This is a genomic window from Acinetobacter higginsii (assembly GCF_000369525.1).
GTDB classification, from domain to species: domain Bacteria; phylum Pseudomonadota; class Gammaproteobacteria; order Pseudomonadales; family Moraxellaceae; genus Acinetobacter; species Acinetobacter higginsii.
This window is the reverse complement of sequence record NZ_KB850072.1, coordinates 2,320,459-2,334,041: the sequence shown is the minus strand read 5'-3', so window position 1 is coordinate 2,334,041 and position 13,583 is coordinate 2,320,459. Positions and strand designations below refer to the sequence as shown.

12 protein-coding genes, 1 other RNA gene and 1 pseudogene are annotated in these 13,583 nt (G+C 41.4%); 9 read left to right on the top strand and 5 right to left on the bottom strand.

Going from position 1 to position 13,583, the window contains the following annotated elements; translation table 11 throughout:
• Positions 1-2: 2 nt before the first annotated feature.
• The 4 genes and pseudogenes from F902_RS17080 to F902_RS17070 form a co-directional block, all read left to right on the top strand.
• Positions 3-1,529: a DHA2 family efflux MFS transporter permease subunit gene (locus F902_RS17080; protein ID WP_005205372.1), complete on the top strand. Its 1,527-nt coding sequence runs from the start codon at positions 3-5 to the stop codon at positions 1,527-1,529.
• 307 nt (positions 1,530-1,836) lie between these two features.
• On the top strand, positions 1,837-3,831 hold the full coding sequence (gene ggt, locus F902_RS17075; protein ID WP_005205369.1) for a gamma-glutamyltransferase: 1,995 nt from the start codon (positions 1,837-1,839) through the stop codon (positions 3,829-3,831).
• 158 nt (positions 3,832-3,989) lie between these two features.
• Positions 3,990-4,348: a transfer-messenger RNA gene (gene ssrA / locus F902_RS22215) on the top strand.
• A gap of 183 nt (positions 4,349-4,531) precedes the next feature.
• Positions 4,532-4,951: pseudogene (locus F902_RS17070) on the top strand (Arm DNA-binding domain-containing protein); the annotation flags it as partial.
• On the opposite strand, the gene F902_RS17065 reads toward F902_RS17070, so the two are convergent.
• Positions 4,941-5,843, bottom strand: coding sequence for a LysR substrate-binding domain-containing protein (locus F902_RS17065; RefSeq protein WP_005205366.1), 903 nt, complete (start codon positions 5,841-5,843; stop codon positions 4,941-4,943). The pseudogene F902_RS17070 and the gene F902_RS17065 sit on opposite strands and share 11 nt — an antisense overlap.
• A gap of 157 nt (positions 5,844-6,000) precedes the next feature.
• Between F902_RS17065 and F902_RS17060 the strand changes: the two genes are divergently transcribed.
• From F902_RS17060 to F902_RS17050, 3 genes are read left to right on the top strand one after another with little or no spacing between them, the layout of a single operon-like run.
• Entirely contained in the window at positions 6,001-7,011 is a 1,011-nt protein-coding gene (locus tag F902_RS17060) for an aldo/keto reductase (RefSeq protein WP_005205364.1), read from the top strand.
• A 42-nt stretch (positions 7,012-7,053) separates the two neighbouring features.
• On the top strand, positions 7,054-7,848 hold the full coding sequence (locus tag F902_RS17055; protein WP_005205362.1) for an SDR family NAD(P)-dependent oxidoreductase: 795 nt from the start codon (positions 7,054-7,056) through the stop codon (positions 7,846-7,848).
• A 38-nt stretch (positions 7,849-7,886) separates the two neighbouring features.
• Positions 7,887-8,297 (top strand): SRPBCC family protein, encoded by a 411-nt coding sequence (locus F902_RS17050; protein ID WP_005205361.1) that lies wholly within the window; start codon positions 7,887-7,889, stop codon positions 8,295-8,297.
• Positions 8,298-8,982: 685 nt separating this feature from the next.
• On the opposite strand, the gene F902_RS17045 is transcribed toward F902_RS17050, so the two are convergent.
• Positions 8,983-9,588, bottom strand: a complete 606-nt coding sequence (locus F902_RS17045; RefSeq protein WP_005205358.1) for a nitroreductase family protein — start codon at positions 9,586-9,588, stop codon at positions 8,983-8,985.
• Between the two features lie 29 nt (positions 9,589-9,617).
• Entirely contained in the window at positions 9,618-10,403 is a 786-nt protein-coding gene (locus F902_RS17040; protein WP_005205356.1) for an SDR family NAD(P)-dependent oxidoreductase, read from the bottom strand.
• 106 nt (positions 10,404-10,509) lie between these two features.
• Between F902_RS17040 and F902_RS17035 the strand changes: the two genes are divergently transcribed.
• Complete coding sequence (locus F902_RS17035; RefSeq protein ID WP_004805236.1) at positions 10,510-11,079, top strand: TetR/AcrR family transcriptional regulator; 570 nt, start codon at positions 10,510-10,512, stop codon at positions 11,077-11,079.
• A gap of 1 nt (position 11,080) precedes the next feature.
• Positions 11,081-11,206, top strand: coding sequence for a YHYH domain-containing protein (locus tag F902_RS23075; RefSeq protein WP_157188074.1), 126 nt, complete (start codon positions 11,081-11,083; stop codon positions 11,204-11,206).
• A 56-nt stretch (positions 11,207-11,262) separates the two neighbouring features.
• On the opposite strand, the gene chrA is transcribed toward F902_RS23075, so the two are convergent.
• Both chrA and F902_RS17025 read right to left on the bottom strand, forming a co-directional pair.
• On the bottom strand, positions 11,263-12,615 hold the full coding sequence (chrA, locus tag F902_RS17030) for a chromate efflux transporter (RefSeq protein WP_005205353.1): 1,353 nt from the start codon (positions 12,613-12,615) through the stop codon (positions 11,263-11,265).
• Positions 12,616-12,617: 2 nt separating this feature from the next.
• Complete coding sequence (locus F902_RS17025) at positions 12,618-13,538, bottom strand: chromate resistance protein ChrB domain-containing protein (RefSeq protein WP_005205351.1); 921 nt, start codon at positions 13,536-13,538, stop codon at positions 12,618-12,620.
• Positions 13,539-13,583: the final 45 nt, after the last annotated feature.

Below are 13,583 nucleotides of genomic sequence, written 5' to 3'. Positions count from 1 at the left end.
CCATGAAAACGCAAAATCCATTTGCAGAACTGAGTGGCGGGCGCTTACTACTTGCCGCGTTTGTGATCGCCCTTTCAAATTTTATGGTGGTCCTAGATACCACCATTGCCAACGTGTCTGTGCCTCATATTACAGGGAACCTTGCTGTTTCTAGTTCTCAAGGGACATGGGTCATTACCTCTTATGCCGTTGCAGAAGCGATCTGTGTCCCTTTAACAGGGTGGCTGGCAGGGCGCTTTGGTACGGTTCGCGTGTTTGTTTTTGGGCTGATTGGCTTTACCATCTTTTCATTCCTGTGTGGTTTGGCAACATCCTTAGAAATGCTGGTATTTTTCCGTATCGGACAAGGTCTCTGTGGTGGACCATTGATGCCACTGAGCCAAACGCTATTGATGCGGATTTTCCCACCTGAAAAACATGCGCAGGCAATGGGATTGTGGGCAATGACCACGGTGATTGGACCGATTCTTGGCCCGATCCTTGGCGGACTCATCAGTGACAATCTGTCTTGGCACTGGATTTTCTTTATCAATATTCCTGTAGGTATTTTCTGTGTTTTAGCAGCGATACGTTTGTTGTCTGTGGCTGAAACTAAAACTGAAAAACTGCGGATCGATGCGATTGGCTTAGGCCTGTTAGTGCTTTGGATTGGCGCACTGCAATTGATGCTCGATCTGGGACATGAACGTGATTGGTTTAATAGCAGCAGTATTATCATGCTGGCCTTGATTGCCGTAGTTGGTTTTATCGTGTTTATGATTTGGGAATTGACCGAAAAGCATCCTGTAGTCAATTTGTATGTGTTTCGACATCGGGGCTTCGCCGTGTCTGTACTGGCGTTGGCCTTTGGCTTTGGTTCCTTTTTTGGCAGTATTGTACTGATTCCGCAGTGGCTGCAAATCAATTTAGGTTATACCGCCACATGGGCAGGCTATCTCACCGCCACCATGGGCTTTGGTAGTCTGACCATGTCGCCCATTGTAGCGAAGCTATCGACTAAATATGACCCACGCGCCTTGGCCAGTTTTGGTTTGGCTCTGCTCGGTGTCGTGACCTTAATGCGTGCCTTCTGGGTGACTGATGCGGACTTTATGGCTTTGGCTTGGCCACAAATCTTGCAAGGCTTTGCTGTACCATTCTTCTTTATTCCATTGTCAAATATTGCAATGGGCTCGGTTTTACCACAGGAAATGGCATCGGCAGCAGGTTTGATGAACTTCTTGAGAACCATGGCAGGGGCGATTGGTGCTTCAATTGCAGTCACCATTTGGGATGATCATGCCAAAGTGGCACGTAGTGAAATGGTGAATAACTTACATCCGCAAGAAGTGCAAAATACCTTATTGCAGAATGGATTCTCCTCTGATGCGACACTCGCCACGATTGCCAATCTCGTCGATAAAGAGGCGATTACTATGTCTGCCAATCATGTATTTATGCTGTTGGCGATCGTGTTTGTGTTTGCCAGTGCTTTGATCTGGATGAGTCCAAAGCCAAAAGGCAATACAGGTGGTATGCCGACTCACTAAAAAATCTGAACTAAAAGCACCTCTAAGTAGGTGCTTTTTTTATGTATAAAAATAGTGTTTTGGCTTGGAATTGATAGATTTTGCCTATTTTTATACAGACAAAGCGTGCCAGAATCCAGTTCAAAGCGATAAAGGTTGCATTGTAATCACAAGGAGGAACATTACTGGGCATAGTAGATAAAGCCTATAATCATTGAATATTATTAAAAGTTTATTTTTATCAAATATTAAAACCTTCACACCTGAAAATAAAGAAACTAGCATGACATTTGCATGGATAGGCAGGTATATATAATGGAGTTATCACGTGAATCATAGATATTCATTTCTTTTCAGCAGCTTATTGGCTGTTGGTGTATTACAGGGATGTGAAAATGACGCCTCATCAGATCAATCAGGCAAAGATTCAAATACAGGACAACATTCAAAACCCAATCTGATTATTGATCAAGACCCTAGCAGTTGTAGCAAACTGGCACAGGATGGCTCGAGTGTCGTGGTGGGTTCCAATCAGAATGGTGATCCAGCAGCACCTGAAGGTGCGTCGGGTTATCGATTAAATAATACGGTGAAATATGCCGATAAATATATGGTGGTGGCGAACACGCCATTGGCAGTAAAGGCAGGCTGCGAAATTTTAAGGGCAGGTGGAAGTGCCGTCGATGCCGCAGTTGCTGTTCAAGCAGTATTGGGTTTAGTAGAACCACAATCCAGTACCATCGCGGGTAGCGGCTTTATGATGTATTACGATGCGAAAAGCAAAACCGTCACCGCATATGATGGGCGAGAGACTGCACCTGCTGCGGCCAATGAATATTATTTGATCCGACAAGATATACATGATCCTGCATCTCCAGTACCTGTGCCAAGTACCCGCCGTAGTGGACGTTCGATTGGGGTACCTGGGGTAATGCGTTTATTGGAACAGGCGCAGCAGGAACATGGCAAACTGAAATGGGATCAGTTGTTTAATCAAGCCATTGATTTGGCCGATCATGGTTTTCGTATTCCTGGACGTCTAGCCGATGCGATTGCAAGTAATGCAGGCCATTTGGCACTCGATGCAAATGCAGTCGCAACCTATTTTTATCCAGATGGTACACCGCGTAAAGTCGGTGAGACCATGACCAATAAAGCCTATGCAAAAACTCTTGAAGCACTGGCAACTCAAGGCGCAAAAGCCTTGTACAGTGGGCCGATAGCACAGAATATTGTGGCGAAGGCGGGTCAAACGGTTGGGGATGATGCAGCTCGTACACCAATTACCCCAAGTTTAATGACTTTACAGGACTTATCTAATTATCAAGTTAAAAAACGAACCCCAATTTGTAGCACTTACCGTGATCGTTACTATGTCTGTACCATGCCACCGCCATCATCAGGTGGAATTGCAGTTGCTCAAACGCTGGGTATTTTAGAAAATTTTGAGATGAGTAAATATCCACCCCAAAATCCAGAAAATGAGGGTGGGATCCCGGATGTTATGGGCGTGCATTTGGTTTCGGAAACAGAACGCTTGGCCTATGCAGACCGTGATAAATATGTTGCAGACACTGATTTTGTGCCATTACCAGCGAAAGGTATTGCGAGTCTGATTGATAAAAATTATTTAAAACAACGCGCTGCACTGATTAATCCGAACCAAAGTATGGGCGTCGCGCAGGCAGGTCAATTCGGCTCAAATGCAGGTGTTGATACGACAGTAGAGCATGGCACCACTCAGTTCACCATTGTTGATGCGTATGGCAATGTGGTTTCCATGACATCGACAGTTGAATCGAGTATGGGGTCATTCCATATGGTGGATGGCTTCTTGTTATCAAATCAATTAACTGATTTTAGTGCTAACCCTGTTGATCAAACAGGTGCATTGTTGGCGAATCGAGTCGAAGGTGGCAAACGCCCACGCAGTACCATGGCGCCCACTTTAGTGTTTAAAGGAACCACAGCAGATGAGTTTTATATGGCAACGGGTTCACCGGGTGGTGGGACCATTATCCAATATGTGGTCAAAACCTTGGTTGGTGCATTGGACTGGAACCTGAATGCACAGCAGGCGACTTCATTGGTGAACTTCGGTGCGACCAATAGCCCAAACACCAATATTGATAGCTCAAATGACCAGTTATCCTTGCTTGAACTGATTGAAGGTTTAAAGGCAAAAGGCCATGGTATTTCCAATACAGCACAAACCAGTGGTATTGCGACGATTATGAGAGTCAAAATTGATAATCAAAGCAAATACGCGGGTGGGGTCGATCCTCGCCGTGAAGGCATTGTGCTAGGTAATGGGGCTTTATAAGCCAAAATTAAGAAGCTGCCCTTGTGGCAGCTTTCTAAAACCAGCCCTTGAAAAAGTAAGTTCCGCAACAATATAGGGTTATAAGCGCATATTTTGCTCGATGCTTAGAAATTAAGATTTAAATTCTAGTCATCTATGCTATGATTGCGCTGTACTTTGGGGATGTTCCTGGCTTCGACGCTGGTGATGAAACTCATAGATGCATGCCGAGAGCGCATTTCCTCTCGTAAATCAAATTTGCATTTTTTAGTCGCAAACGACGAATCATACGCTCTAGCTGCCTAAGGGCAGCTTGTCCGCCTCTCTGAATACTTGTGGTTAGAGAGTCCGACTGAAGCGCACGCACACAAGTCCGTATAAAGCCAAGCCTCGGGGCTTTGTACTAAACTTAGAGGATCGCGATTTGTACCCTGTTCGTCGGGTCACAAAGAGTTAAAATAGTAGACGATATCTAAGCATGTAGTATTCTCGGGCGTAGTGCTGGCGGACGCGGGTTCGACTCCCGCCATCTCCACCAAAATATTATTCGGGATTGTTCGATCCGATATAAAAAAGCCTTTAAGTTCAATACTTAAAGGCTTTTTTATTTGCCTGTTTGTCCGATATTATCCGACTTGATTTGACCTTATTTTTGCCTTCTGTGGGTAATTATTGGGAAAATTTACCCAATTATTTGAGTCTCGATAAAGGGTAGATACAGATGAAGCTTACCGATACAGAATGCAGAAAAGCACAGCCAAAAGAAAAACGATATCGCCTTTCGGATGAGAATGGGCTATCACTTCTTGTGACACCATCCGAGCAAAAATACTGGAACATACGCTTTACTGTTCTTGGCGAGCGTAAGTCAGAGTCACTTGGTCCATATCCTGATATGAGTTTAAAGAACGCAAGGGAGCTTGCACTTGAACTGAAATACAAATATTCCAACTCAGTGTTGCACGAGGACATCAAGCCATTCTTTAAAGAGGTGGCTGAAGACTGGTTTGAGAACCAAAGAGAGACTTGGTCATCCAAACATATCAGTAATGTACGAGCATCTTTAGATGAGCTTTATATTGCTCTAGCCAATAAACGTATTAATCAAATTCAAGCACCTTTCAAAAAACTTAGTTCTCGATCGTTAATTTATCAGTCAACATTTGTCTAAAATGTACGACCAACGGCCGTAAATTAGCTTTATGCCAAACTGCCCAAAGTTGAGTGTTGTAGGACATCCATGGGAGTTCACGAAGTACCACACCATCAGGAACGTGATGTCTCAAACTGTGCTGAATTAAGGTGAGTCCTAAACCTGCTGCAACTAGACCTAAAGCAGTTAAAGGCGCCCCCGCTTCAAGTTTAATGTCTGGGGTAAAGCCAGCTTTGGCACAAGCACTAATAAAGTCATCACGTGAATGGGCATCTTCTTCATGAATGACAGAAATCCATGCAATACCATCAAGGTCACTTGCTTCCAGCTCAGTTTTATTTACTAACGGATGCTGTTCGGGTAAAGCAAGCAACATGCGATCATCTAAAACTTGGGTATAGCATAAATCTACATCAAGTTGGTCAGGTGGGTAATTAACCATCGCAATATCCAAACTACGTTGCTTTAATCCTTCAAACTGAGTTGAGCTAGTTTGATTATAGAGTGCAATATGTATATCAGGTCGAGAATCACGTAATGATTTCAAGGTATTTGACAGCACACCGGCATACATCGCATTTTCAATATAACCAATGCACAAACCCCCATCTTCACCACAACCTAAACGCCGCCCCAAGGATTCTAAGCGCTTGGCATGTGCTAATAACGCACGAGCTTCATCCAAGAAAATTTGCCCATCAGAAGTTAAACGAATACGCTGCTGATTTCGTTCAAATAGCATAAGCCCAAGCTTTTCTTCTAACTGAGCAATCTGACGGCTTAGTGGGGACTGGGAGATGTACAAGCGCTCAGCAGCACGGCCAACGTGTTCTTCTTCGGCAACCACCACAAAATACTTCAATTGGCGTAAATCAATCATGTAAGACCTTAAGGGACTCAAGTTAGTCGAATTATGTCCTATCATGTCAGAAGTGATCAAGTTATATTTTCCTCATCGCAAAGGCAGTCCGAAAAACTGCCACAGCTATTCGCTTAAGAACACTGTTCGAGAGCATAGATAAATTGAGGAAAATATCATGGCAATTAAACACTTACTTCCAGGAAAAATCGGGTTCGGTGGTGCACCACTAGGTAACATGTTCCGTAATATTCCTGAAGAAGAAGCTCAAGCAACAGTTCACGCCGCTTGGGACTTAGGTGTACGTTATTTTGATACCGCACCACTTTATGGTTCAGGTCTTTCAGAAATTCGTATGGGTGAAGCGCTATCTCAATACTCACGTGATGACTATGTACTGAGTACCAAAGTCGGCCGCATCATGTTGGATGAAGAAGAAGATACGGCATCACGTGACTTAGGCGATAAAGGTGGGATTTTTGAACATGGTTTAAAAAATAAAATCCTGAATGATTATTCAGCCGATGCAACTTACCGTTCAATTGAAGATAGCTTGAAGCGCTTAAAAACAGACCGTATTGATATTGTCTGGATTCATGATATCGCTCAAGACTTTTATGGTGATAGTTGGCTAGAACAATTCAACATTGCTCGTACAGGTGCTTTCCGAGTTCTAACCCGTTTACGCGAAGAAGGCGTCATTAAAGCATGGGGTTTAGGTGTTAACCGTGTTGAACCATGTGAATTGACTCTGGATTTAGCTGAAGCACAACCGGATGCATTCTTATTGGCAGGTCGTTATAGCTTGCTTGACCATGATCGTGCTTTACAACGTTTGATGCCAGAAGCATTCCACCAAAATGTAGATATTGTGGTTGGTGGTCCTTATAGCTCAGGTGTGTTGGCGGGCGGTGAACATTTTGAATATCAAAAAGCTTCATCAGAAATTTTGGATAAAGTTGCCAAGATTAACCAGATTGCACAACGTTATGGTGTAGATGTTAAAGCTGCTGCACTCCAGTTCTCTTTGGCAAACCCGGCTGTTGCTGCTGTGATTCCGGGTTCAAGCCGTCCAGGACGTATGGCAGAAGATTTAGCTGCGTTAGATCTACTTATTCCTGCTGCATTCTGGGATGAAATGCGTCGCCAAGGCCTTGTATCTGAATTTGCGCCTTTACCTATCCGTTAATTTATCAAGGAGGGCGATAGCCCTCCACAGTGAGTTTTTATCATGAAATTAGATCTTCAAAATAAGGTCGCCGTCGTAAGTGGTTCAACTTCTGGGATTGGTCTAGGTATTGCCAAAGGTCTAGCTTCTGCGGGTGCTACGGTTGTTATTGTTGGCCGTAAACAAGCTGGTGTAGATGAAGCAATTGCACATATTCGTCAAAGTATTCCAGAGGCAAGTCTACGTGGTGTTGAAGCAGATTTGACTACTGAACAAGGTACAGCAGCTTTATTTGCAGCTGAACCTCAGGCGGACATCGTAGTGAATAATCTGGGAATCTTTAATGATATTGATTTCTTTGAGGTGCCTGATGATGAGTGGATGCGCTTTTACCAAGTCAATGTCTTGTCTGGTGTACGCCTAGCCCGACATTATGCTTCATCAATGGTGAAGCAAGGTTGGGGCAGAATCATCTTTATTTCATCTGAGTCTGGCGTAGCCATACCAGGTGACATGATTAATTACGGCGTGACCAAAAGTGCCAATCTAGCAGTTTCACATGGTCTGGCTAAGCGTTTAGCAGGCACAGGAGTAACTGTAAATGCCATTTTGCCTGGGCCAACTTTTACTGACGGTCTAGAAAATATGCTGGCGGATGCCGCAGAAAAGGCAGGGCGTAGTACACGTGAACAAGCTGATGAGTTTGTTAAACAGTCTCGTCCAAGTTCAATTATTCAACGTGCAGCGGAAGTGGATGAAGTTGCCAACATGGTGGTCTATATAGCCTCACCACTTTCCTCTGCAACCTCGGGTGCCGCGTTACGCGTTGATGGCGGTGTGGTCGATACACTTGTTTAAGTTAACTAACTAATTTACTGAATATACGGAGAAAACTCATGGCTCATACTGTAGCTACTTTAGAAATCCCTGCTTCACCTGAACAAGTTTGGCAACTAATAGGTGGTTTTGACAGTCTGCCTGACTGGCTTCCATTTGTTGCAAAAAGTGAATTGAGCGAAGGCGCTCGTGTTCGTAGCTTGATTTTGGCAGATGGTGGCAATGTAATTGAACGTTTAGAGGCATTTAACCAACCAGAACGTACATACAGCTACTCAATTATTAAAGCACCTTTCCCAATTGTGGATTACCTATCGACAATCACTGTACTAGAAACAGATCGACCAAATGTTTCATTGGTAGAGTGGAAAGGGCAATTTACTCCTGTAAATGTAACTGATGAAGAAGTAATTGCTTTATTTACAAAAATTTATTCAGATGGTCTGAATGATTTAAGAAATAATTTCTAAGATTGTTAAATAAAATAAAGGGTCCAGAAGGTAGAAATTCTGGGCCCTATTTAATTTCCAATGACTTAGGATGGAAGTGGGTGACTTCACCTCAATTTAGATGAATTGGATGAGTTAAGGATTATTTATCTTTATACCCCTTGGCATTAATACTATCCGCACTTTATCGGCAAGGCTTTGTAACTTGCAGCTAAAGTGACCTGCGTATCGCAAACCAATATTTATTAAGTGGATTTGATATTACGAGATGGGATCAATTTGCAAGAGGCGATCAGGTGAGTCAAGCAAACGCATGACCTGAGCCGTGCTCAGGATACTCAGAAAGCCAAAGGGTTAAAATTGGATAAATTTAAATTGTATAAAAATAAAATCTAAATAAAACAATATTTTATTTGTTTTATTCAACTAATACCATCCCACCAAATACTTAGATCAAACTGAATCACATACGATCATAGTTGATAAAAAATAATTAAACTTTAATTGTTTAAATTTTATTTTCCTGTTTATCCGATATAATCTGACCTCATTTTTGCTTTTTAAGGGGCAGAATTGGAAATTTTGACTTTTAATATGCATATCTTGATTAAGATATAAACTCAAATCCTTTAGAATTTGAGTTTATTGATAACACCATCTGATCAATCTGAAGACAGAATGATAATCTAAAGATCATTAAAACAGACTAGAATGAATCAATCGTAATAAGGTTATCATAAGGCAATTTCCCAACTCTCGGGTAAGGTTGCGATGCTGATTTCCCAACAGCAATCATTAAACACACTACATGATCTTCAGGTAAGTTAATGAGCTTTGCCATCGCATCAAAGTCAAAACCATCCATAGGGCAACTGTCTAAACCATGTTCTTGAGCAAGTAACATCAAAGTTTGAGCAAAGATACCCGCACTACGCATAACTTCGTCACGTTGGGTTTGCGGGCGGTCACGGTAATATTGGTCAATTGCGCCAACCATAATATTTTGAACTTCTGGTGAAGCTCCATCCCATACATGTTTCGCATCAACTTCCCACGTACTGACTTTTGCACATAAAACAATCAATAATGATGATTCTGTAACTTGCGGCTGATCCCAGGCAATTGCTCTTATCTGCTTTCTTAATTCAACACTCTCAACCAACACAGGCCGCCAGTGCTGAAGGTTAAAGGCACTTGGTGCATTTTCCATGACACTGCTTAATAATTTCTTTTTATCTTCATCCAAGATTTTGAAATCTGGATCGAAGCGTTTAATGGCACGGCGTTGTTGAATTGCATCGATTACATTCATAAATTATATCCTTGAATTTTTTGGAAAAATTATTGGGATTGATAACGAAGTGCGACTTCGCTTGAGGAAAAGTTAGGTAAAAGTTTTAAACGTGAATTTTGATAAGTTTTCCACAAATTTTCATCTTTTAAAACAGGTATTGTTATTGTTTCTCGTTTATCAAAGCCAATCAACGCTGCATCAACAAGTTGATCCACATCCATCATTGGAGGCATTTGACTGATATCGGCACCTGAACGTTCCCATATTGCGGTTTTTGTCGCAGAGGGGAGCACAGCCTGAATATAAACATTGGTTTCTTTGAGTTCTAAGCTCAGGCTTTGACTAAAAAATTCAACAAATGATTTACTTGCACCGTAGACAGTCAGACCAAACTCTGGGGCAAGACCAACTACTGATCCAAGATTAATAATAGCACCCGTGTTTTGAGGGATTAATCTTTGTAGAATTGCGTGAGATAAGCGGACTAACGCTGAGATATTTAAAGAAATCAGTTTCTCAATTTGTTCTAAATCCTGTTCTAAAAACTGACCACTAACGCTAATTCCTGCGTTATTGACCAGTAGATTAATTTGAGGATCGGATTTGAGTCGGTTTTCAATTGATATTACATCTTCATTTTTAGATAAATCGACGGCCATCACTTCAACTTGGACGCCATATTGTTGTTGGATTTTTTGCGCGATTTGTTTCAATCGGCTTTGATCTCTTGCTACTAGAATTAAATCATACCCGCGTTTTGCCAGACGATCTGCATAAACTGCACCAATACCTGAAGATGCGCCTGTTACCAGTGCTTTAGAATGTTTATTCATAATTGCTTCTCTTTAGATTATGATCATAATCTAAACCTGTATTTTTTTGATGTCAATCATAATCAATGTATAATCGAATTATTGCTATCCATGTTGAGCATTGCCAATGAAAGTGACCAAGACTCAGGTTAAAGAAAATCGTGAGAAGATTGTGACTAAGGCGACTGAGCTATTTAAAAGCAAAGGTTATGATGGCATTGGAATTGCTGAATTGATGTCCAGTGCAGGTTTCACACATGGCGGTTTTTATAAGCATTTCAGTTCTAAACTAGACCTAATTCAAATTAGTGTAAAAAATGGTGTTGAACAAGTTTTAAAACAAATTGATGGGCTAAGCTTGAAACAATTTATTCAACTATATGTTTCTAAGCAGCATCGAGATCATGCTGATCAGGGCTGTACTTTGGCCGCTTTATCCTGTGATGCGGCAAGGCAACCTGAGGAAGTTAAACAAGAGTTTGAAAGTGGTATCGAACATTTACTGCAATTTATTATGGCTGAACTTGCTAAACATTCTACTGATGAAAATGCTGAGCTCCGGAAAAAAGCGATTTATATCTTATCTACGTCGGTTGGGGCAGTCGTATTGTCTCGGGCATGCCCCGATAATTCGAGTTTGTCAGATGAAATATTGTTAGACTGTAAAGAAGATTTAATAAAACTTATAGCTGAATAATATGAAGAAACTAATTTTAGTATGTTTAATGGGGCTGGCGGTAACCAATGCTTTTGCTCATTCAGGTGGTACTGATTCTTCAGGCTGCCATACGAATAGCAAGATAGGGGATCGTCATTGCCACTAATGGTACAAAAAAAGGAAGCTTAGCTTCCTTTTCTTTTAAACGCTAAAACACTAAGCTTATGCACCTATATATAAAATCAAGCCACAGAATGCAGAAGCAAAAATCACATACATGACTTTGACTTCAAAATGGAATAAGGCAACAAATGCTCCAATTGCTATGAATGCAGCTTCAAAGTTGAAAGGATGGTTGTATCCATTAGGCCATAAAACGTGATAACTGAAGAAGAGTGCTAAATTCAATATTACTCCTACAACAGCGGCGGTAATTGCTGTTAAAGGTGCAGTCAACTTTAACTCATTGTGAGTAGATTCAATCACTGGGGCGCCAGCTAGAATGAAAATGAAAGAAAATAGAAACGTGAACCAAGTAACAATGACAGCACCTAAGGCACCTGCTAAAAATACATGATCACTTCCTAAAAGTGCATGATTAAAGCCGCCTAGAAATCCGACAAATGCAACCACCATAATCAGTGGGCCGGGTGTACTTTCACCTAGTGCTAAACCATCGATCATTTGTGTTGGGCTCAACCAACCATAAAAATTTACAGCACCTTGATACACATAAGGCAATACCGCATAAGCTCCACCAAATGTTAGGAGTGCCGCTTTAGTAAAGAACCAAGCCATTTGTGTATAGGCATGATCCCATCCCAAGGTAAGAGTCAAACCAATAATGGGTGTAAACCATAAAATTGCACCGATAAATAAAATTTTTCCTAAGTGCTTCCAACTAAATATGGCATGTTCTGGGGTTGGAGTATCATCATCAATTAATGCTGGACCATAATCTTTTTTACCTTGCTGATGTGAACTTCCACCAGAAAAAAAGCTTGGATATTTTTTACTTGCCAAGTATCCAATGATTGCAGCGCTTAGAACAATTAAAGGAAACGGAAGGTTAAAGAAAAAGATAGCAACGAATGCAAGTGCAGCAATTGCCCATAAAAACTTATTCTTTAATGATCGGCTGCCAATCCGGTAAGTTGCATGAAAGACAATAGCAACTACAGCAGGTTTAATTCCATAAAAGAGCCCAGCAATAATAGGAACATCACCAAACTTTACATAGACCCATGAGAGCGCGATCAGGATAAATAAAGAGGGTAAAACGAATAAGACACCCGCAACAATACCACCTATAGTCCTATGCATTAACCAACCTATGTAGGTTGCTAATTGTTGAGCTTCAGGTCCGGGTAATAACATGCAGTAGTTGAGAGCATGTAAGAAACGTTTTTCAGAAATCCAACGTTTTTGTTCAACAAGCTCTTGGTGCATGACAGCGATTTGCCCCGCTGGCCCACCAAAACTAATAAATCCCAATTTAAGCCAAAATAAGAAGGCTTGCCAAAAATGAACTGGCTGTGCTGGCTCATCGGGTGCAGCGGCTTGTTCTTGTTCCATGATTATTCTCTTGATAGGTTGGCATATAAGCCATCGAAAATGTGATTCGATAATGCAAATAATTGATCATCGTCACTGATCTGACTTCGAATTCCTTGAATAACTTTTTCAATACCGATCGCTTCGGGAGGCTCAATTCCACCTACATCTAGGTAATGAACAATTTCAGCGATTTTCTTTAATGCGGGTGTTTCTAGATCAAAACTATGTAAAAGAACTTCGAAGGTCACCCAATGATTGATATGACTGAAAGTTGCACCATCAAAATCGAATCCAAATGCTTCTTTTGGGCAGTCACTTGGTGTTTCTAACCAAATGAATGTAGGTGAGGTATCAATAAATGTCTTTATTAGCCATGCAGAGGCTAAGCGATCAATCCAAGGTCTTTTACGAGTTGCCCAAATTCTATTTTGATAACTAGCTTTATCTAGAAGTTGAATGTGAGCTTGTATTGCTTGAGGCTCATTCACTTCACCAAGACGTGCAATTGAAAGTTCTAAAGAGGAAAGCTCATTTAAAACCTGTGCTTGAGTCTCATCGGGGTAGTAGTCAATTTCTACAAGCGCATCGATACTTTTTCTTAATTTCCGGATTTGCTTGAGCAGCTCTTTCTTTTCATCTTTGGTTTGCCGATCTCTTAATTCAGACAGTTGTTTATAGAGCGCATCGTATTCTTCTTTCCGACTGAAAAAAGGAGCAAGCTCAAGATTTAAGGGTTGCTCTGCATGAAAGATATAAGCAGTTCCTTGTTCTGAAATAACATCATTAGCAATAGGTTCAAACTTTGCACTATGAGTAATAGGGAGCAAATAGACGCCATCTCTTAGAATTGCTGCGCCGCTTGCTTTGAGAGATCGCCAGACTCTCATACGAGTGGTTGTGTTCTGCGTAGGCAATGAGGATATGAGTAAGGATATTTTCATGTTATATACTCAACTTATTTGTTTAATATATTACACATAAAAACT

Bases quoted from the DNA above. Each gene is read 5' to 3' on its own strand.
- F902_RS17055 (WP_005205362.1), top strand. From the start codon at position 7,054: ATGAAATTAGATCTTCAAAATAAGGTCGCCGTCGTAAGTGGTTCAACT.
- F902_RS17065 (WP_005205366.1), bottom strand. From the start codon at position 5,843: ATGATTGATTTACGCCAATTGAAGTATTTTGTGGTGGTTGCCGAAGAA.
- F902_RS17035 (WP_004805236.1), top strand. From the start codon at position 10,510: ATGAAAGTGACCAAGACTCAGGTTAAAGAAAATCGTGAGAAGATTGTG.
- F902_RS17050 (WP_005205361.1), top strand. From the start codon at position 7,887: ATGGCTCATACTGTAGCTACTTTAGAAATCCCTGCTTCACCTGAACAA.
- F902_RS17025 (WP_005205351.1), bottom strand. From the start codon at position 13,538: ATGAAAATATCCTTACTCATATCCTCATTGCCTACGCAGAACACAACC.
- F902_RS17060 (WP_005205364.1), top strand. From the start codon at position 6,001: ATGGCAATTAAACACTTACTTCCAGGAAAAATCGGGTTCGGTGGTGCA.
- F902_RS17080 (WP_005205372.1), top strand. From the start codon at position 3: ATGAAAACGCAAAATCCATTTGCAGAACTGAGTGGCGGGCGCTTACTA.
- chrA (WP_005205353.1), bottom strand. From the start codon at position 12,615: ATGGAACAAGAACAAGCCGCTGCACCCGATGAGCCAGCACAGCCAGTT.
- F902_RS17040 (WP_005205356.1), bottom strand. From the start codon at position 10,403: ATGAATAAACATTCTAAAGCACTGGTAACAGGCGCATCTTCAGGTATT.
- F902_RS17045 (WP_005205358.1), bottom strand. From the start codon at position 9,588: ATGAATGTAATCGATGCAATTCAACAACGCCGTGCCATTAAACGCTTC.
- F902_RS23075 (WP_157188074.1), top strand. From the start codon at position 11,081: ATGAAGAAACTAATTTTAGTATGTTTAATGGGGCTGGCGGTAACCAAT.